The organism is Amycolatopsis sp. lyj-84, from assembly GCF_046549075.1.
Taxonomy (GTDB): Bacteria; Actinomycetota; Actinomycetes; order Mycobacteriales; family Pseudonocardiaceae; genus Amycolatopsis.
In genome coordinates, this window is the sequence record NZ_JAJPWO010000012.1 from 219420 (window position 1) to 239071 (window position 19652).

Below are 19652 nucleotides of genomic sequence, written 5' to 3' on the forward strand. Positions count from 1 at the left end.
GCTACTATGCGCCTATGACAGACGGTTTCGAAGAAGCGTGGTCGCTCGCCGAACCCGTCAAAGGCTGGATGACGCGAGATCAGGGCCTTGCCTTGTGGAACGCGGCATGCCGCCTGGACAAGGGCGACCTCATCGTCGAAATCGGCAGCCACCAAGGCCGTTCGACGATCGTCCTCGCCATGGCGGCGCGGACGGCCGGGGCCACGGTGGTCGCTGTCGACCCTTTCGTCGACGGACGGCTCTTCGGCGGATCGCCGACACGCCAACGATTCGAGGCGAACCTGAGGACGGCGGGCGTCGAGGACGTCGTCGAACTCGTGGCCGAGTACAGCACGAAACTGCGGCCACGCTGGGACCGCCCGATCCAGTTGCTCTACATCGACGGCAAGCACGACTACTGGACCTACACCGACGACCTTCGCTGGTCGACGAACTTGATCGACGGTGGGGAAATCCTGGTCCACGACTGCTTTTCCTCGATCGGTGTCACCCTGGGCACGATCGCGAAAGTCCTCTTCGGACGGCGGTACACCTACCTCGACCGCGCGACGTCGCTGGCCCGGTTCCGGCTCACCCCGCCGTCGGCCGAGGACCGGCTGCGCGTACTCGCCCAGTTGCCGTGGTTCGCGCGCAACGTCGGGATCAAGATCCTGCTGCGGCTGCGCTTGAATCCCGTGGCGAAGATCTTCGGCCACGACAGCCCGTACGACCCTTACTGAGTGAGCGGCCTGCCGACGTCGACCTTCGCGAGGCAGACGGGAGCGCCCTTGGCCGACAACTGGAAACCGACCTTGTCGAACAGGCCCTCGATCGGCAGGTACATCGTGTGCAGGCCGGGCTGGAACCACACCGGCACGCGCGCCCCGTCGCGATCGACGACACCTTCACCGCCGTCCGAGGTGAAGTAGTCGATCCGCAGCAGGTAGCGGCCGAGAACGGGCGTGTCCAACGGAACCCGGACCAGGCTTTCGCCGACGGCGTACCCGCAGCCCGCCACCGGGCCGGGAAGGCCGCGGGAAATCGATTCCACGCCGGTGATCGTCCTCGCGGTACCCGAGTCGTCCAAAAGGGACATCCGGCTCGTCGGCTGATCGAACCGGACACCCGGGATCAGGCCCACCACCCGGGACGTGCGGGCGTTCTCGCCGAACCAGCCGTGCAGGACGTCGTTCGGCACCGCCGTGTCGTACAGAACGAGATCGGGGTTCCGTTCGATCGAAGATCGCGCGTTGGCGAGGAAGTCCCGGGAGTGCTCGAACCGCAATCCCGGTGCCAGCCGGGAGAAACCCACGGCCGAACTCGCGATCAAGGCGAGACTCAACACCAGGGCGAGCGGGCGTTTCGCCTGCGATGGCATGGGATCGGAAAGCCGGTCGAACGGTTTCGGCTCCAGGAAGGCGAAAGCGAGGCACAGCACGGCCACGAGCGCGAGATCCGCGACATAGCGGGGGTCGCTGCCCAGTTCGGGGCCGACCTCGGTGAGCCGGGTGGCCGCCGAAAGCCCGATGTCCGCCACGAACACCAGGCCCAGCAGCAGCCACGCCTTCCGCGCCCGGAGCCCGCCCGTGCGGATCCCGGCGACCAGTACGGCGACCGCGACGAGCAGCAGCAGGATCCGCGCCACGACAGGGGAAGCGGCGAACGTCGCACCGGGTCCGGGTCCTGACCACGGCCCGCCCGCCAGCCCCGGCACCAGGGTGTCGCCGAGCATCCGGCCCGTCATGTCCGCGACCGTGCCGACGGTGACCGGACCGCCGCCCTGCCCGACCTGGCTCGTGGTCAGCGTCAAGAAAACGGCCGCGTAGCCGGCTAGCACGGCGGCGAGAACGCCCCAGAGCACGACGTGACGGCGCAGGGAAATCCCGAGCAGCACGGTGATCCCGGCGACCAGCAGCGGGATGAACACCGCCTTTTCGTAGAAGGCGAGCCCGAAGACCGTCCAGGCCACGGTGGCGATCGCCCAGCGTCCGCCGTCGGCGAGATACCGCACGTGCGCGTGCAGGGCGGCCGTGGCGGCCAGCAGCACGGGCGCGATCTGGATGGCGTACGCCCACCACAACGTCGGGACGAGCAGCAGGGTCGACGTCGTGAACATCGTGAACGGGACGAGAATCCCCCAGCGGCGCCCGAAACAGCGCACCAGGACCGTCCACAACAGCACCGAAGCCGCCGCCTGCATCGCCAGGACCGGCGCCATCAGCACGGCGAAGTTCAGCGGCGCCCAGGCGGTCAGCAGATCGGCGAGCAGGAACCCGCCCGGCGCGAGATGGCCGTGGTAGTCCTGGAAGAAGTAGCCGAAGTCGAAGGGGCCTGCCTGCGCGGCGTGATAGGTGATGACGAAGTCGTCTTGCGCGAGACTGCCGCGCAGCGCGGCCCACGCGTGCAGGACGAACGGGATCACGCCGGCGACGATCGCGGCGATCGTGACCGGCGAAGGTCTCTTCCCCCGGACAACCACGTCTTTCCTCAATTCTTGCAGGTCGGCGGCTGGCACATGATCTTGCTCAGCGCCTGGTAGAAGACGTCCGAGATCTTCCGGGGATCGGGGGTGGTGAACGAATCCCCGCCGGTGGCGGTGGACACCTGCCGCAGTTCGGACGCGTCGATGTCGGGTCCGATGCCGATCCCGATGACGGGCAACGGCTTCCGCGGGTCCTGGAGCTTCCCCAGCTCTTCCAGCAACCGCGGCAGCCCGATCGTCTCGCTGTCTTCGTTACGCCCGTCGGTGAGGACGACGACCAGGTTGATCCGGCCGGGTTTCCAGTTCTGCCTGGCGTTCTGGTACGCGGCCAGGATCGAATCGTAGAGGCCGGTCGCCCCGCCGGCTTTCGGCCGCACCGCCTGAAGCTGCCCGACACCGCCCGAAGTCGTCTGTTCCGCGATCGTCCTCATCGGCAACAGGACACGGTAGTCCTTGTCACCGTCCAATTTGGTCGAGAACAGCCACAACCCCAGTTCCGTGGTGGGTTTGAACAGCCCGAGTCCCTGCGTCGCGGCTTGCAGGGTGAGTTCCATCCTGCTCTTCCCCGCGCCCGGCACGGCGGCGGCCATCGAACCGGAGACGTCGAGCAGCACCTGGACCCGGGCACTCAGGTTCGTCCCCGCCCAGGCCTGCAACGCGGCGTACATCTCCGTCACGGGTGGAGCGCCGGGCGGCTGGGGCGCCGGATCGGTCCGGCTGTCCTGCGCCCGGGGGACGGCGAACTGGCCGCCGGGCGCGCGGAATCCCTCGTTGGCGAAGGTCGCGCCCGCCATCGGATCGAGCAGCAGCCGCAGAAAGCGTTCCGCCGCCCCTCTCGACGCCTCCGACGCCTTGGGCAGGACGACGTATGGGTAATCGAACCCCTGCACCGGGACACCGGGGTAGGCCGCCACCAGATTCCGGGCGAGGGCGGCCTGTTCGGTCACCGGGAAGGCTGCCGGGAACTGGCCGGGGGCCGGATTCAGCTTCCGCATGACGGCGGTGAAGGCCGCGGCGGGATCGGGCGCCTGCTCGGTCAGCTTCCGCAGGCCGAGCAGGGTGGCGATGCCCAGCGGATCGCGGGCCGGGTCCGGCATCCCGACCGGGGAACCGTCGAGGATCTCTTGCCAGGCAGGGGTTCTCCCCGGCCAGCCGAACCGCCGAGCGGTCTCGTCGGGAAGTCCCAGCACCACCGGGGAATTCGCCACCGACTGACCGGATTCCGGCAGGTTCCACGCGCCGGCGTCCCTGGCCTGCGACAGCATCGTGCTCGACTCGGGGATCCAGACGTCGGGGCCGCCGGAGGCGGTGGTCCCGAGCAGGTCGGCCGTCGTGGCCGACTCGCTCGCGGTCACGGTGACACTGAAGCATTCTTCCTGTGGCACGGTCGTCGCGAGCCGCGTGAGCACCGGTGCCACGTCGGGCGCGGCGGTGATCGCGACCGGCGTCAGCGCGTCACAACCGTTGCCCGCCAAGCGGGCCCGCAGATAGTCCACTCCCCACCAGGCACCGAGCGCGATCACCAGCAACAGGCTCAAGACGACGACGGGCGCGGTGATACGCCGCCCACGCCTCGGGCCTACCTGCATGCGTATGCCTCCGAGGTGCGGGGTGAGGACCTGGGATGTTGCCCAATCCGCCCGCGTACGTCAACTCTCGGGTAACTTAGCGCCGCGCCACTGCGGCAGATGGCCTAACCGAAGTACCGGCCCGCCCCGATGTGGGCACCGGCGGACTGCCACCAGCCCGCGTCGCCGGTCGAGTCGATCCCGTCCGCGATCACCGTCGCGCCCGCCATGTTCGCGGTCTCGATGAGGTTTCGCAGCGAACGTCCGGCCAGCGGTTCCGTCCGCCGCTCCGCCAGCCGGGGAGCGATCCGGACCGTCCGCACGGGAACGTCCACGAGACAGACGACGTCACCGGCCGCGCCGAAGTCCTGCAGTTCGGGGTCCACTCCGATCTCGGCGAGCAGGTGCAGGTTGTCGACGGTCTCCCCGAGTTCGGCGAGCACGGCACCGGCGGGGAAGCCCAGCCGCAGCCGTGACGGTCCGAGCCCGGTCCCGGCGAGCACGCTCCGCACCGATCCGACGAGATCCGGATCCGCGGCCTGGTGCGGGGTCAGTCCCACGACCATCGGGAGCCTGTCGTCCGACTCCTCGCACGCGGTGCGGATGAGCCATTCGCCGAGTGGCACGATGAGACCGGTCTCGTCGGCGAAGCGGACGCACGTGTCGTGGCCGATCCGGCCGTGGCGAGGATGGTTCCACGCGAGTCTCGCCTCGATACCCGCCGGCCGGTTGTCCGCCAGCCAGGTCAGCGGCCGGAAACCGACCTCGAGCTCGCCGGTCTCCCAGGCACCCGCCATGGAGACGGCCAGGCTGAACTCGTGCCGTTCCCTGGTGTCGAGGGCGGAGTCGGACAACGCCCACTGCCGGTAGCCGTTGGACTGCGCCCGGCGCAGCGTCATGTCGGAGACGCGCAGCAGTTCGGTCGGCGCGATGTCCCTCGGCGGCCGGTGCACGACCCCGACGCACGCCGAGACCGCGACCCCGCTCCCGCCTTCGAGGTAGACCGGTTCGGAGAGTTCCTGGTTGATCATGCCGATGACGGTGGCGACGTCCGGGCTGGAAGCGGTGTTCTGGATGAGGATGCCGAACTCGTCACCGCCGAGCCTGGCGACGAGCGCGTTCTCGCCGCCCACGACGGTCCGCAGCTTCGCGGCGACGTTCTTCAGCAGGTCGTCGCTCTGTTTCTGGCCCAGCCCGCCCGCGATCAGGGAGAATCCGTCGAGGTCGAGGTGGTAGACCGTGACGCCGAAGGCCGGATCGGCATGCCGCAGCGCCTTCTCCAGCCGGGTGCCGAAGAACTGCCGGTTCGGCAGGCCGGTCAGCGGATCGTGCAGGGCCTGGCGGCTCAGCTGCCGCTGGAGCAGCGAGACGTCGGTGTCACCGTCGACCAGCGTGATCAACTGCTGGACCTCGCCGGCCGGGTCGCGGATGACCGCGCCGGTGAAGCCGGCCCAGGTCGGATCTTCGTCGTCGGTCAGGAGTCTTCGTGACAGTTCGAGCCGCTGACTCTCGCCTTCGAGCAGCTTCCGGTAACCCTCGCGCAGGCCACCGGCGTCATCCGGATGGACCAGGTCGTAGAGGTTGAGCCCGATCAGATCCGCGACGGGCCGGTTCAGCATCTCGGCGAACTTCGGGTTCACCCGCTGGACGCGGCCGTCCACCCTGGTGACGGCCACGCCGGTCGCCGAACCGGTGAACAACTGCTCGAAACGCGCCTGCGCGAGCACCAGTTCACGCCGGGTCTCGCGTTCGAGCGTGACCAGCGTGCGACTCAGATCCTCTTGCTGCGTCTGGATGCTCTCGCGCAAGGCCTCGCCGTAGCCGGACGCGAGAGCGCCGAGCACCTGCAACACCCGTTCGGGGAGCGACTTCACGCTCCGCAACTCCGGTTCGTGCAAGAGCCCCTTGCCGAGTATCTCCATCGTGCGGCGCAGGCTGTCCGGCCCGACGCATCTGAGCGCGACGAGCCGCGCGCCGGCCTCGGTGGCCTGCACGGGCTCGGCGTCGTCACTGAGCACCGCCGCGTACACCTCGTCCAGCAGAGCGGTGAAATGCTCTTCGATCTGGGCGTGGGTATACGGAAGGTACGCCGTACTCGTGACCAGGTACGCCCACTTGCGAACGAGGGTCGCCCGGGTCGGCGCGGCATTCTTCCGCTTCGGCGAAGCGGAAGACGAGGTTCTTTTCGAGGCGTCCGGCGATACGGAGAACTCATCGCCGTCCGGAAGTGGGGCAGTCACGTCCGCCGGTCCTGGGGTCGTTTTCGTATTCCGCGGTGGAGAAACATCCTCCACGATTCTCTGGCCATACTCACGGTTTACCGGTCACCCAATCGGGTGGTAACCCTACGGTACTGCAACACCGACCTTGTCCCTCAGCCATCCGCGCGTGGCGTCCCGGTACTCGGACGCGTTGCGATGCAACGCCAACGAATGTCCGGCACCGGGCAGAACATACGTGGAAAGTTCGGCCTCGGGCCGGTAATACGGCGCTTCCGCCGGTCGCAGGGTCGCGCCGCTCGAACAGTTCCGGAGCGCGAACAGGCCGCAGAACAGGATGTCCTTCTGCCCGACCGCCTGCAGAACCGGTACGCGGATCGCCTTTGTCGCGGGCAGCACGATGCCGAACACGGCGACGGTTCCCATTCCCGGGACCGAAACCTGGTCCTTGGTCGCTTCATCGGCCGCGATGACACCCGGGTCGGTATTTTCCGTCGCGTAGAACAGCCCGGCGCGCGCCCCCGGTTTCGTCGTGAAATAGAGCGGATCGCTGCCGAGGGAACCGAGCCTGTCGTCCGCGAACGCGGGCTGCAGGCCGAAGAGCACGCCGAGCGTCAACGCGGGCACCGACGGCAGATGTGTCATCCCGGTGAGGATCACGCCGTCCACGTCCTGATACGTCGACGCCTCGGCCGCGACGATGCCCGAACCGACCGAATGCCCGACGATCACGACCTTCTCGAACGGCGTGCCGCCGACCCGTCCCGCGCGCAGGTGGCCGATCACTTCGTGCATCGATCGCGCCAGCACCGGCAGCAGGAGCGGAAGGCTGAACGGTTTGCTGCTTCCGCCCGAACCGAGCTGATCCGCGGCGAAGGTCGCGTAGCCGTGCTTGGCCATGTCGCGCTGGTACGAGTAGCGATCCGGGTCGTAGGGCAGGTCCCAGTAGGCGCTGTTGTAGGTACCGCCGTGCACCAGGAGCTGGACGGCCTCGGGCACCGGGCCGTCGGGCAGGCAGAACCGGCCGTGCACCGTGGCGGGCGCGCCGAGCGGGCCGGTGACCGGCAGGTCCAGGTCGGAACAACGGATCTCGACGGCCGCGGCCGGGGCGGCGACCAGGAAACCACCGAGGAGCACGCAGCAGGCAGCCACCGCCGTGGCCAGTTTGAGCGGCATTCTCACAGAACCCTCTCCGGAATCGGAACGCTCGGAAGGAGCACGAACCCTACACCTGGTAGTCGGACGCTCACCGTCAGCCCGAGGTTCGCGGCAGCACGGTCATCGGCAACCGGTTCGGCTGCATCGTCGCTTTGATCTTGGGAAAGACCTTCACCCCTGGTACCGGCACCAGCCGCCACCGCGCGCCGATCGTCGCCGCGACCAACGCGATCTCCGTGGGAGCGAACTGGTGGCCGGGGCACAGCCGGGGCCCGGCGCCGAACGGGATGAACGCGCCCTTCGGCAACGAGGCCGCACGATCCGGCTCCCAGCGGTCCGGGTCGAAACGGCCGGGCTCGGGGAACCAGCGCGGATCGCGGTGCAACGTGTGCTGGCTGACCGCGACTTCGGTACCGGCCGGAAGGCGCACGCCACCGAGTTCGACGTCTTCCCGCGCACGCCGCATCAGGATCACCGGCGGGGTCCGGCGCACGACCTCGTTGATGATCCGCTGCGTGTAGACCAGGCGCGGCAGGTGGTCGAACCGCGCGGGTCCGCCCGCGAGCACCTCGTCCACCTCGGCGTGGAAGCGGCGCTCGACGTCCGGCCGCGCGCCGATCTCGTGGAAGAACCACGCCAGCGCGACGGCGGTGGTCTCGGCGCCGGTGGTGAGGATCGTGATGACCTCGTCCTCCACCTGGCGGTCGGTCATCTTCTCGCCGGTCTCGTCGTCCTTGGCCAGCAACAACATCGAGAGCAGGTCACCCTGATCCCCGCCCTGCTCGCGGGCTTTGAGGACGGCGTCGCCGATGACCCGTCTCAGGCGCGCGGCCGCGGCGTCGAACTCGCGGTTCGCCGGGATCGGCAGCCGCTCCACGAACTTCGGCGAGAAGGCCCTGACCATGACGTACTTCAACATGATCGGGATCGACCGCTGGATTTCGGCGAGCGCGTCGTCGCCGAGTTCGGTGGAGAACAGCGTGCGCCCGGAGATGGTCAGCGCGAGATCCTGCATCCGCTGGTCGAATTCCACCACCTCGCCCGGTTTCCACGAGTCGGCAAGCTCTACAGCGATTTTCGTCATCGTCGTCTCGGCGTAGAGCGCGATGCGGCTTCGCTGGAAGGCGGGCAGCATCATCCGCCGTTGCCGCTGGTTGAAGGCACCGTTGGAAGTCGCTAGCCCGTCACCGAAAAGCGGCCGCATTTTGTCGAACACGATGCCTTTGTCGAACTTCGCCGCGTCGACGGCGAGCAGCCGCCAGGCCAGTTCCGGCGTGGTGACCAGGTAGACCGGCATCGGGCCGAAGTCGAGGCGGACGACGTCGCCGTGCGATCGCAGTGACGACAGCAGTTTCAGCGGGTCGCGGAGCATCGGCACGGTGTGCCCCAGCAGCGGCCACCGGCCTGGTGCGACAGCGACGTCCGGAGGTGGTGCCATCGTGCTCGTCTCCCCGGTGCTCGGACGCTGAACCCGGCAACCCTAGGACCGCCGGGTCACGAACGGGGTTCCGCGGCCGCACATCCACACGATCGGACGATGGCAACCCGGCCCCGGCGGCCCGCTAGACTCCTGTGCTCCAACGGATTCCCCATGGAACGGCGGCGACGACGGTGACTTCCAACCTGAGCTGGGTCCCTCCCGAGGTCGACACGACCGTGCCGAATCCCGCCCGGGTCTACGACTACTGGCTCAACGGCGACCACAACTTCCAGGCCGACCGGGTGCTGGGCGAACAGATCCTGCAGATCATGCCGGGGATCCGCGACGCGGCCCGGCTCAACCGCGCCTTCCTGCGCCGCGCCGCGCTGCACATGGTGGACGCGGGCGTGCGGCAGTTCCTCGACATCGGCTCCGGGATCCCGACCGTCGGGAACCTCCACGAGATCGTGCAGCAGATCGACCCGTCCTGCCGGGTGGTCTACGTCGACCGCGAATCGGTCGCCGTGGCGCACGCCAAACTGCTGCTGCGCGGCAACGACCGGTGCGCGGCGATCCAGGCCGACCTGCGCGACGCCAACGACATCCTCGACGCGCCCGAAACGCGGGAGCTGCTGGACCTCGACCAGCCGATCGGCCTGTTCATGTTGCTGCTGCTGCATTTCGTGCCGGACTCCTGGGAGCCGAACGTGATCCTGGCCCGCTACCGGGACCGCCTCGCCCCCGGCAGCTTCCTCGCCATCTCGCACGTCGCCGCCGACGCGGACTCGAGCGGCCTCGACGAGGCCATCGAGGCGTACAAGAGCACCCAGAACGACCCCATCCCCCGGACCCACGACCAGGTGGAGGCGTTCTTCGCCGGTTTCGACCTCATCGAGCCCGGCGTCGTCGGCTGCGCGATGTGGAACCCCCAAGGTGCGGGCGACATGTCCGACGACCCGGAGATCAACTCGCTCCCGTACGCCGGCGTGGGCCGGAAGCCGTAAGACGCACTCCCCCCACCCGCTCCCCACTCCCCCGATCAGGGCAGTACGTCGGTCACGGTGTCCTTGATGACCTGCCACTTGCCGTGCTCGCGCACCAGCGTCAGGCTGATCGTGTAGTGCCGGTCGATGTTCTGCGACGGCACCTTGTAGTACGCGTCGAGGATCGCGAAGCCCATCGTGCAGTTCTCGACGACGGTGTGGGTCACCGTCCACGGCATGCTGTACTCGTACGGCAGCTTGAACTGCACGTCGACCACGGGCTGCACGTTGGCGTCGTAGCCGATGAACAGCTGCCCCTTGCGCCCGACGGTGACCATGTTCTGGTGGATGATCGCCCGATAGCGGGCCTCGTCGCGTTTGTTGTAGCTGTCCATGTCCTCCCAGACGGCGCGGTCGAACGAGCGCTGGCAGGACCGCCGCTCGCTCTCCGCCTGCTGCTCGCCCGCGGTCGCCGCGGCGGGCACGCCGATTCCCGCCGCCGCCACGACCAGCCCGGCCAACGCCGCGTAATACCGCTTGCGCATAGGGTTCTCCTCATCACGTCCGGTACTTCGTCCACCGGAAGGTTCGCCGGGTGGCGCATCACAGCTGCATCACTTCCGCACCGGCGCGGGCGCGGGGCCGGTTAACCTCGCGGGAGGGGGTGCGATGGAGTTCCGGATCCTGGGGCCGGTGCAGTGCCGGATCGGCGCACGGCCGCTGAAACTGGCGGGTTCGCGGCAGGAGCGGATCCTGGCCGCGCTGCTGCTCGGTGCCGATCGCGTCGTCTCGGTTTCACGGCTGGTGGACGTCGTCTGGGACGAGGATCCTCCCGCGACGGCCGTCCGCCAGATCCGCAACCTCACCACCGCGCTGAAGCGTGCTCTCGTCGCCGAGGGCGCCACCGAAGACATCCTGACCGCCGAAGGGCCCGGCTTCGTTCTGCGCCCGCGTACTTTCGACCTGCGCTCGTTCGAGGAGCACGTCTCACGCGGCGAGTTCCGGGAGGCGCTCGGATGCTGGCACGGTCCCGCTCTGTCCGGTGTGGACAGTACGGCGCTACGCGGTGAAGCCGACGAACTCGACGAACGGCGTCTGTCCGTTGTGGAGCGTTGCCTCGACGAGGACATCTCCGCCGGGGAAGACTCCGTCGCGGAATTGACGGCGCTGGTCGCCGAGCACCCTCTCCGGGAGCCGTTCGCCGGGCTGCTCATGCGCGCGCTGCACCAGCAGGGCAGGCAGGCCGACGCGCTGAACGTCTACCGGCAGACGCAGTCACGGCTGGTGGACGAACTCGGGATCGATCCCGGCCCGAAGTTACGCGAACTCTACGAGCGGATCCTCCGTGACGAGCCGGATTACGGCAAGGTCCGCTGCTTCCTTCCTTACGACGTCCCGGATTTCACTGGCCGGGAGGAGGAGATCCGCCGTCTCCTCGACGCCGTCCGGCTCGGCCGCCCGGTCGCCGTCGACGGGATGGCCGGGGTCGGGAAGACCTCGTTCGCCGTCCACGCCGCGCATCGGCTCGCCGCCGATTTCCCCGACGGGCAACTGTTCGTGGACCTGCACGGCCACTCCCCCACCCGCGAACCACTCGCACCCGAGGCCGCGCTCGAAGCCCTGCTCGGACAGCTGGACGTCCCGGCGAGCCGTCTCCCCGGCGGCGTGGACCGGCGCGCCGAACTGTGGCGGACCAGGACGGCGGGCCGGTCGCTGCTCGTGGTGCTCGACAACGCCGCGACCGCCGAGCAGGTGCGGCCACTCCTCCCCGGTTCGGCCACGGTCGCCCTCGTGGTCACCGGCAGGCGGCGGCTGGCCGCCGTCGACGGTGCCGCGTCGATCAGTCTCGAAGTCCTGCCGGACGAACAGGCGGGCGCCCTGTTCGCGGCGGCGTCGGGGAGACCGGACTCGGGCGTCGCCACGTTGTGCGGCAACCTGCCGCTGGCGATCAGGATCGCGGCCGCCCGGTTGCAGAATCGTCCACAGTGGACCGTGGAAACCCTCGCCGAACGGCTGGGCTCCGAACACGACAGGCTGGCCGAACTGAAGGTCGCCGGACGCGACGTGGCCGCGGCGTTCGCACTGTCCTATCAGGAGCTCGACGACGCGCAACAGCGCATGTTCCGGCTGCTGGGGCGGAATCCCGGCGCCGACTTCGGTGTGCCCGCCGCGGCCGCGCTGGCCGGTACCGGCGAGCGCGAAGCCGAACGCCTGCTGGAAGAGCTGCTCGACGCCCACCTGCTCAGGCAACCGTCGCTGGGCCGGTACTCGTTCCACGACCTGATCGCCGAACACGCCCGCAACGCCGCGCGCGACGAGGAATCCGTTCCGGCACTGGGCAGGCTGCTCGATCACTACCGCGAAGGCGGCGGACCCGCCTGGTACGCGACGGAACGGGCCAACCTGGTAGCGGTGACCGCCCACGCCCTCGGCACCGGTCACGACGACCATGCCTGGCGGATCGCCGAGAGCACCGCGGTACAGCTCCGGGAGAGCGGGCACCTCGACGAACTGCTCGCCGTGGCGCGAACCGGTATCGCCGCCGCCCGCCGGATCGGCGACCCTCGGGCGATCCAGCTGAGCCTGGCGAGCCTCACCCTGGCCTCGTGGGAGAACGGTCTGCTCACCGAGGGGATGGCCTGCGCCCTGGAGCGGCTGGACGTCGTCCGCGCGTCCGGCGACCGCGAGACCGAGGCGATCGCCCTGTCCAAAGCGGGCGCCCTGCACAGCATGCTCGGCAACTACCCCGAGGCGATCCGGTTCTATCGCGACGGCCTCGCCGTCGTGGACGAAACCGTCGACCTCGAAGCCGCCGCCACACTCTGGACCAACCTCAGCAACGCGCAGGAGATCCTCGGCCACTTGGACGACGCGCTGGCCTCCTCCCGGCGATCGGTGGCGTTGCGCGAGGATCCCCGCGGCATGATCCTGAGTTCGGCCCAGCTGGGCCTGGTCCTCGCCCGGCTCGGCCGGTTCGAGGAGGCTTTCGAGGTCACCGGGCGTTCGATCACCGCCTCGCAGGACCTCGGCTACCTGTTCGGCGAGGCGTGGAGCCGAATCGACCACGCCGACGCCCTGCTGCTCGCCCACCGGCCCCGTGAAGCGCGCGAGCAGGCCGGACGCGCGTGCGCGATCCTCGCCCGGCTCAACCATCCGCTGCTGCTGACCATGGCGGCCAACAGCCTGGGCACCGCCTGCCTCGCGCTCGGAGAGGTGACGGTGGCCCTCGGGCGGCACCGCCTCGCACTCGAAACCGCGAGGCGGATCGGCTATCGCCTCCAAGAGGCCCGCGCGCTGACCGGACTCGGGCAAACCCGTGCCGCACGGGAGCTTTACGCCGCGATGGGCCTGTCCCCCGAGCCGGTGAAGGCCGTCACCCGAGGAAGTCGGTGAGCAGCCCGCGCAGAGCGTCCGGCTGGTGGAGGACGCCGTGGTCCTGGCCCTCGACGGTGGCGTGCCTCGCTCCGGGAATCGCGTCCGCGACGGCGCGGGCGCCGGCCCGCATCCAGACGTCGCTCTCCCCGCCGCCCATCACCAGCGTCGGCACGGAGATCTTGGCCAGCCTGTCGGCGGGAAGGACGTTGCCGGGACCGCACAGCGCCAGGTCGTAAGGCAGCGTGTGGGCGAGGCCGGTGAACCAGGCCCAGAACGGGTCGTCCCGCATCCCCTTGACCACCTCGGCCGGAGTGCCCGTCCCCTCGACCAGGAAGAGTTCGGCCGCGCCGTCGCGGTCGCCGTCGGCGATCAGGGCCCGGACGCGATCGAAGAGGTCGGCCGCGGGCCTCGGACGGCTGTCGTCGACGACGTACGGCGGCTCGTAGGCGGCGAGGCCGGTCATGGCGACGCCTCGGGCGGCGGCCTCCAGCCCCAGCACGGCTCCCGACGAGTGCCCGAAAACCGCCGCCGAGCCGCCCACCCGGTCGATCACCGCGGCGAGATCCTCGACCTCGCGCTCTACCGAGTAGACGGCGCCCGCTCCGCTGTCGCCCCGCCCTCGCCGGTCGTAGGCGATCACGGTGAAGTCCGGGGCCAGCGTCGCGGCCAGGCCGGCGACCGTCGTCCGGTCGTTGAACGCGCCGCCGGCCAGGACGACCGGCGTGCCCTCACCGGTGCGCTCGAAGGCGATCAGGGTGCCGTCGGCCGAGGTCACGGTCTCGAACGAGGTGGTCATCAGGTCCTCCACGGGGTCGCTTGACTGTAGCTTCGTCCCGGGGTCGGAGCCGATGACCACCGCTCGACATCACTTCCGGAGACTTCCGAAGAACTCCCGGAGCTCGGCCACCACGTCGTCCGGGACGGCCATCGCGACCATGTGGCTGGGACTCTCGTGATCCGCCCATCGCACGAGGTCGTTCTTGCGGGAGGCGATCTTGCGCAGTGCGGACGGCCCGCCGTGCGACACGCCGGTCGGCACCACGGTCTGGTCGATCGGCATCGCGGCCGCGCCCTCGTAATACGGCCACAGCGAAGTGCCGCCGGTCGCGGTCAGCCAGTACAGCGTCGCGTTGGTGAGCAGCAGATCGCGGTCGATCGGCTCGGCGGGCGCCGCGCCTTCGGGCCAGCCGTCGAACTCCTTGAACCGTTCGACCAGGTAGGCCAGTTGGGCGACCGGCGAGTCGAGGAACCCGAAGCTCAAGGTCTGCGGCCTGTTCGTCAGGTACGGCGCATAGCCGCTGCCGCCCGCGAAACGCTCCATCAGCCCCGCCAGCTCGGCCTGGTCCTGTTCCGTGAGCCCTTCCAAATCGGCAGGATCGCCCATCGGCACGCCTAGTCCGGACGTGATGTGCGAGCCGATGACGTGCGCGCGCGCGTGCACCGCCAGGCAGGGCGTCACCAACGCGCCGGCGTCGTTCCCGTGTGCGCCATAGCGTTCGTAGCCGAGACGGCTCATCAGCTCGGCCCAGGTCCGCGCCACCCTCGCGATGTCCCACGACCGCTCGTCCGCCGGTTCCGGGAACGGCGAGAAACCGAAGCCGGGCAGGGACGGCGCGACGACGTGGAACGCCCGCGAGGGGTCGAGGCCGTGAGCTCGCGGGTCGGTCAGCGGGCCGAGGACCTCCAGGAACTCGGCGATCGAGTTAGGCCAGCTGTGCGTCATGATCAGCGGGATCGCGTCCGGTTCCGGGGAGCGGACGTGGAGGAAGTGCACCCGCTGGCCGTCGATCTCGGTGACGTACTGCGGGAAGTCGTTGAGCCGCTTCTCCCACGCGCGCCAGTCGTAGCCGTCTCGCCAGTACTCGGCCAGCTCCTTGAGATAGGAGACCGGCACTCCCCGGCTCCACTCGGCACCGGGCAGCGCCGACGGCCAGCGGGTGCGGGCCAGCCGGTCGGTCAGGTCGTCCAGCTCGGACTGCGGGATGTCGATGCGGAACTGCTCGATGTCGGTCATGAGGTGACCGTAGGAGCCATTTAGGCCAGTTCCTGACCTAAATCCTCGTGATGCTCGGGCGGGTTGGGCGTGAGTGGCGATTCGCGTTCTCTTGAGAAGACGGGCAAACGTGCAGTCTTCTCGGGCGGGTCATGCTGGGGCGGACTGAAGGCTCCCTTCACCGCGTCTGATGCGACGAAGGGAGCCTTCAGCGGCGTGGACCTGGACTGCCGACGAGAGCCAGCCACCTCGACTGTCCACACGGGATACTTCCGGGCAGATGAAGGTCCGGTTTATAACCATACGTACGCTTCACTGCGGGCGTCGTGAGTGACAAAGAGGGTTAGAACCCGCATTGCCACTCACGACCCCCGCCGCAAAGCGCGCAAAGCACCGAAATCAGACATCTACATCGTGACGAGTGTCCCTTAAGGACAGTCAAAGAGCTCCAGGTCTCCCTGGCGAGCCTGCGCCGCTATCGAGCCCGCCATAGTTGACTTACCCCTCGAGGGCCTTCATTGCCGCTCACGACCAACTTGAGGCTCATCGGCCGATACGGACGACCTGAGTGGCGCCGAAAGTGCCCTTCACCGGCACCTCGACGGTCTTGCGCCGCACCGTCACCTTGATGACGTCCTGCCGCTGCGTCGGATCCGAAACGGCCAGCTGCCAGCCGTTGTTCCCCCGTCCCAGCGCCACCGACGCCGGACCGGACACCGACACCTCGTCGACCGAACCCGCCGCGAAGAAGTTCGCCAGCAGCGTCGCGTCCCACAGCCGGACGGCCTGCACCGTCTCGGTGTTGGACCGCACACGCCACGCCCAGGCCGTCGCGATCGTCTCCAGCACCGACGCGGTGGGCAGGACGGCGTAGGCGTAGCTCGCGCCCGCAGGCTTGGCCCCGTGCTCGATCACGAGCTTCTGATAACGCCGGGTGTAGGGCACGGTGGTGCCCTTGGTGTTGGCGCCCTTGTCGACGTCGCGCCAGGTCCCCGTCCGGTCCTCACGCAGCGCCGTCACCTCCGCGTCGTCGAGCAGGATGTACCCGCCGACCTTCTCCAGGTGAAGCCATCGCTTGCGCCGCAACGATTCCGAGCCGCCGACCAACCGGCCGTCCGCCAGCAGGACACCCGAGCCGTGCTCGCCGAGGTTGCGGTTCTCGATCGTGGTGCGGATCCGCTCACCGGAGGTGTCGGTGATCCCGGCGCCGAGGCAGACCACCCCCGACGGCGTGAAAAACCACGACTTCTTCGCGGTCAGCGTGCCGTCCTGTGAGACGAAGTCGAGCGCGTGCGCGCCGTGCCGCGCGTCCCAGCGGACGCCGCCGCTGTGGTCCTTGCTCGTCAGCGGCACCTGTTCCAGGGCCGGGGTCGCGCCGGTCTTGGTGGTCGTGCCCGGCAGCAGCAGCGGGTCGACGGTCGGCCAGTAGGCGTCGGTGAAATGCCCCTTGGCCTTGGGCAGGAACAGGTACAGTGAACCGTCGCCGGTGTACCAGCCGTGCAGGTTCATCGAGTTGACCGACTCGTACCGCGAGATCCGCGTCGAGGCGACGCCGAGCGAGGCAGACCAGCCTTCGGTGACGTGCACCATCCGGTCCTGCTGGCCGAACACGCGGTGCGTCGCGACCGTCCGCGTCGGCCGGATCTCGCTCGCCAGCAACTCCTGCGCGAATTCGATGCCGGGGATGCCGACGAGATCCGGACCGGGCGCGAACCGCTCGGGGTCGGGGATCTTCAGGTACGGCGCGAAAGTGTCCTCGGTGATCCACTTCGCGGCGAGCCCCCCGAGCTCTTCCTTGCGCTTCCCGCTCGCCGACCGCGCCAGCAGCACGACCGCGCCGGTGAGCTGATGTCCGATGTCGTGCGCGGATTCCCCTTGCCGGGACAGGAACCGGCCGCGGACCGACTCCATCAGTGCGCCCGCGTAGACGAACGGCGCGAACGTGTCGGGGACCAGCGCGTACGCCGCCTCGCGCACGTCGGCCGCCAGTTCGAACTCCGTGCCCTTGGTGACGTGGATGGCGGACGCGACGGCGGTGAGCAGCACGATCCCGTAGTGCCCGGGGTACGGCACCGAATCGTGCTGGATGAAGGAGCCGTCGGTGTGGAAGCCGTCGCCTGCCGCGCGGTGGAGTTTGGCGATGACACTCGCCACTCCCCCGCCTTCGACGTCGGTGAACGCCCCGACACCGCGCTTGATCCGTTCGGTGTCCCCCAGCATCGCGCCGGAGACGAGGGAGATCGTCGACTTGTCCGCGCGGTTGGCGCCGGTCTCGACGACGCTCGGGTTGTTCGTGCGGAGGTTCGGGTTGCCGGAGAACTTCAGCACCGGCTTCAGGTACTTGGCGAGCTCGTCCTGGGTCAGCTCGTCGGCGACCGTCGCGAGGATGTGCAGCAGGTAGAGCGGGATGCCGATCTCGTAGGTGTACCAGTTGCCGATCTCGGCGGTCTTCTCGCTGTACTGATCGCTGGTGTACAACAGTTCCAGCGCCGCCTTGAGCCGGCCGAGCACGGCCGGGTCGCCCGCCAGCGCACCGCCGGGAGTGCCCCAGTTGACCGCGATCGCGCGAAGCCGCGCGTACATCGACGTTGTGAACTCGCTGCCGGGGCCGAGCGGGAGGTCCTTCCACAGTGGACCGCCGCCGGGTGTCATGCTGTCGTAGTAGGACTTCGCGACCCTGTCCAGGTTCGCCAGCGCGGAGGCGCGTTCCGCCGACGGCCGGTTGATCCCGGTCTGCAGTTCGCGGTAGCCGGTCACGATGGACGACGTGCCCACCTGAACCGAAGGCGCGGCCTGGGCCGACGAGGGGCTGGCGAGAGCGGTTGTGAGCGCGACCGAGGCGGCCGCTGCCGCACCTGAAAGCAGGGCGGTTCTCCTGTCGACGTAACCGAATCCGGGCATGACGAGGCCTCCCAAGGGGGTCGAAAGACAGCAACTAGGGGCGGCGGCGGATGCTGGGCCTCGTGAGTGGTAAGGACGGTTCTAACCGCCCTTACCACTCACGAGGATCTCTAGCGTTTCCCGTCGGTCCTGCGGGGCAGGTCCCACGGGTTGTTCTCCTGCAACGGTTCCGGCAGCAGCGCGTCGGGGAAGCCCTGCCAGGCGATCGGCCGCAGGAACCGCTCGATCGCGGCGGTGCCGACCGAGGTGCTGGTCGGCGCGGTGGTCGCCGGGTAGGGACCACCGTGTTCCTGTGCCCAGGTGACCGTGACGCCGGTCGGCCAGTCGTTCCACAGCAGGCGTCCTGCGACACGGGTCAGCGACGGGAGCACCGGGCGGATCCAGTCCACATCGGACTCTTCGCCCTGGATGGTCGCGGTGAGCCCGGGTTCCATCACACCGAGCAGGCTGATCAGCTCGTCCTGATCGGCGTAGGTGACGATCAGCGACGCGGGCCCGAAGCATTCCTCGCGGACCGTTTCGGCGTCGGCCAGGAAGTCCTTGGCCGTGGTGGCGAGCAGGGTCGCGCCGTGCGAAATCCCTTCCGCGCCACCGGACTCGGACAGCACCTCGACCCCCGCCACCTCGGTCAGCTTCGCGAGTCCGTCGGCGAAGCCGGCCGCGATGCGCTCGTTGAGCATCGGCTGCGCGGGGATCGTCGCGACGGCCTCGCGCAGCGTGTCTTCGAGCCCGTGCCCCTCCGGGAGGAACAGCAGTCCCGGCTTGGTGCAGAACTGTCCGGCACCGAGGGTGAACGACCCCGCGTACGCCTTGGCGATCGCCTCGCCGCGCGTGTCGATCGCGGTCTGGGTCACGACGACGGGGTTGACGCTGCCGAGTTCGCCGTAGAACGGGATCGGCGACGGCCGCGAGGTCGCGATGTCGAACAGCGCGCGCCCGCCCGGCACCGAACCGGTGAAGGACGCCGCCTGGATCCGCGGGTCCTTCAGCGCCGCCACACCGTTCTGCTGGCCGTAGACGACCGCGAAGATCCCTTCCGGGGCACCGGCCTCGACCAGTGCCTCCCGCAGGACCTCGCCGGTGCGGGCCGACAGCTCCGGATGCCCGGAGTGCGCCTTGAGCACGACCGGGCACCCGGCGGCCAGCGCCGACGCGGTGTCACCGCCCGCGACGCTGAACGCGAACGGGAAGTTGCTGGCGGCGAACACCAGCACCGGCCCGATCGGGGTGAGCAGCCGCCGGATGTCCGGCCTCGGCCCCATCGGCCACGCGGCGTCCGCGTGGTCGACCGTGGCGCCGAGGAACGAGCCGTCGGCCAGTACCTCACCGAACAGGCGCAGCTGGAACGTCGTGCGCTTCAGCTCGCCCTGCAGTCGCGGGGAGGCCGGGAGGTGTGTCTCCTGGTTCGCCAGCGCGATCAGTTCGTCGGCGGACGCGTCGAGGGCGTCCGCCGCCGCGTTCAGCCACCCTGCCCGCTGGGCTGGGGTCGCGGCCGCCGCCGTGCCTGCCGCATCGGCGGCGGCCGCGAGGATCTGTTCGAGCGTGGCGGAATCCGTTGCCTGGCTCATGATTTC

General features: G+C 69.1%; 13 protein-coding genes. 3 read left to right on the forward strand and 10 right to left on the reverse strand.

Annotated features, from left to right (window positions below; all coding sequences use genetic code 11):
- Positions 1 to 14: 14 nt before the first annotated feature.
- Positions 15 to 719: a class I SAM-dependent methyltransferase gene (locus ACLJRM_RS32100; protein ID WP_410665182.1), complete on the forward strand. Its 705-nt coding sequence runs from the start codon at positions 15 to 17 to the stop codon at positions 717 to 719.
- Here the strand turns inward: ACLJRM_RS32100 and ACLJRM_RS32105 are convergent.
- From ACLJRM_RS32105 to ACLJRM_RS32125, 5 genes are all read right to left on the reverse strand, one after another.
- Entirely contained in the window at positions 713 to 2458 is a 1746-nt protein-coding gene (locus ACLJRM_RS32105) for a hypothetical protein (protein ID WP_410665183.1), read from the reverse strand. The genes ACLJRM_RS32100 and ACLJRM_RS32105 overlap by 7 nt on opposite strands.
- A gap of 8 nt (positions 2459 to 2466) precedes the next feature.
- The gene (locus ACLJRM_RS32110; RefSeq protein WP_410665184.1) at positions 2467 to 4050 is read right to left on the reverse strand and encodes a substrate-binding and VWA domain-containing protein; all 1584 of its coding nucleotides are present in this window, start codon (positions 4048 to 4050) and stop codon (positions 2467 to 2469) included.
- A 104-nt stretch (positions 4051 to 4154) separates the two neighbouring features.
- Entirely contained in the window at positions 4155 to 6269 is a 2115-nt protein-coding gene (locus tag ACLJRM_RS32115; protein ID WP_410665185.1) for a putative bifunctional diguanylate cyclase/phosphodiesterase, read from the reverse strand.
- A 105-nt stretch (positions 6270 to 6374) separates the two neighbouring features.
- Positions 6375 to 7424 (reverse strand): alpha/beta hydrolase, encoded by a 1050-nt coding sequence (locus ACLJRM_RS32120; RefSeq protein WP_410665186.1) that lies wholly within the window; start codon positions 7422 to 7424, stop codon positions 6375 to 6377.
- Positions 7425 to 7500: 76 nt separating this feature from the next.
- A complete protein-coding gene (locus ACLJRM_RS32125) occupies positions 7501 to 8844 on the reverse strand; it encodes a cytochrome P450 (RefSeq protein ID WP_410665187.1) in 1344 nt (447 codons plus the stop codon).
- 173 nt (positions 8845 to 9017) lie between these two features.
- Between ACLJRM_RS32125 and ACLJRM_RS32130 the strand changes: the two genes are divergently transcribed.
- The gene (locus tag ACLJRM_RS32130; RefSeq protein WP_410665188.1) at positions 9018 to 9830 is read left to right on the forward strand and encodes an SAM-dependent methyltransferase; all 813 of its coding nucleotides are present in this window, start codon (positions 9018 to 9020) and stop codon (positions 9828 to 9830) included.
- 35 nt (positions 9831 to 9865) lie between these two features.
- On the opposite strand, the gene ACLJRM_RS32135 is transcribed toward ACLJRM_RS32130, so the two are convergent.
- The gene (locus ACLJRM_RS32135) at positions 9866 to 10354 is read right to left on the reverse strand and encodes a hypothetical protein (protein WP_101608705.1); all 489 of its coding nucleotides are present in this window, start codon (positions 10352 to 10354) and stop codon (positions 9866 to 9868) included.
- A gap of 124 nt (positions 10355 to 10478) precedes the next feature.
- Between ACLJRM_RS32135 and ACLJRM_RS32140 the strand changes: the two genes are divergently transcribed.
- Positions 10479 to 13202 (forward strand): BTAD domain-containing putative transcriptional regulator, encoded by a 2724-nt coding sequence (locus tag ACLJRM_RS32140; RefSeq protein ID WP_410665189.1) that lies wholly within the window; start codon positions 10479 to 10481, stop codon positions 13200 to 13202.
- Here ACLJRM_RS32140 and ACLJRM_RS32145 read toward each other — a convergent pair.
- The 4 genes from ACLJRM_RS32145 to ACLJRM_RS32160 form a co-directional block, all read right to left on the reverse strand.
- Entirely contained in the window at positions 13183 to 13980 is a 798-nt protein-coding gene (locus ACLJRM_RS32145) for an alpha/beta fold hydrolase (RefSeq protein ID WP_410665190.1), read from the reverse strand. The two genes, ACLJRM_RS32140 and ACLJRM_RS32145, sit on opposite strands and share 20 nt — an antisense overlap.
- Positions 13981 to 14049: 69 nt before the next feature.
- Positions 14050 to 15198 (reverse strand): epoxide hydrolase family protein, encoded by a 1149-nt coding sequence (locus ACLJRM_RS32150; protein WP_410665191.1) that lies wholly within the window; start codon positions 15196 to 15198, stop codon positions 14050 to 14052.
- A 522-nt stretch (positions 15199 to 15720) separates the two neighbouring features.
- Positions 15721 to 18078, reverse strand: a complete 2358-nt coding sequence (locus ACLJRM_RS32155) for a polysaccharide lyase 8 family protein (protein WP_410665192.1) — start codon at positions 18076 to 18078, stop codon at positions 15721 to 15723.
- Between the two features lie 110 nt (positions 18079 to 18188).
- Positions 18189 to 19646 carry an aldehyde dehydrogenase (NADP(+)) gene (locus ACLJRM_RS32160; RefSeq protein ID WP_410605280.1) on the reverse strand — a complete coding sequence of 486 codons (1458 nt, stop codon included), beginning with the start codon at positions 19644 to 19646 and terminating at the stop codon, positions 18189 to 18191.
- Between the last annotated feature and the right edge of the window lie 6 nt (positions 19647 to 19652).

What these genes read in the sequence shown, in the direction of transcription:
- ACLJRM_RS32100 (WP_410665182.1), top strand. Translation starts at nt 15, where the DNA reads ATGACAGACGGTTTCGAAGAAGCGTGGTCGCTCGCCGAACCCGTCAAA.
- ACLJRM_RS32110 (WP_410665184.1), bottom strand. Translation starts at nt 4,050, where the DNA reads ATGCAGGTAGGCCCGAGGCGTGGGCGGCGTATCACCGCGCCCGTCGTC.
- ACLJRM_RS32120 (WP_410665186.1), bottom strand. Translation starts at nt 7,424, where the DNA reads ATGCCGCTCAAACTGGCCACGGCGGTGGCTGCCTGCTGCGTGCTCCTC.
- ACLJRM_RS32125 (WP_410665187.1), bottom strand. Translation starts at nt 8,844, where the DNA reads ATGGCACCACCTCCGGACGTCGCTGTCGCACCAGGCCGGTGGCCGCTG.
- ACLJRM_RS32135 (WP_101608705.1), bottom strand. Translation starts at nt 10,354, where the DNA reads ATGCGCAAGCGGTATTACGCGGCGTTGGCCGGGCTGGTCGTGGCGGCG.
- ACLJRM_RS32140 (WP_410665189.1), top strand. Translation starts at nt 10,479, where the DNA reads ATGGAGTTCCGGATCCTGGGGCCGGTGCAGTGCCGGATCGGCGCACGG.
- ACLJRM_RS32145 (WP_410665190.1), bottom strand. Translation starts at nt 13,980, where the DNA reads ATGACCACCTCGTTCGAGACCGTGACCTCGGCCGACGGCACCCTGATC.
- ACLJRM_RS32150 (WP_410665191.1), bottom strand. Translation starts at nt 15,198, where the DNA reads ATGACCGACATCGAGCAGTTCCGCATCGACATCCCGCAGTCCGAGCTG.
- ACLJRM_RS32155 (WP_410665192.1), bottom strand. Translation starts at nt 18,078, where the DNA reads ATGCCCGGATTCGGTTACGTCGACAGGAGAACCGCCCTGCTTTCAGGT.
- ACLJRM_RS32160 (WP_410605280.1), bottom strand. Translation starts at nt 19,646, where the DNA reads ATGAGCCAGGCAACGGATTCCGCCACGCTCGAACAGATCCTCGCGGCC.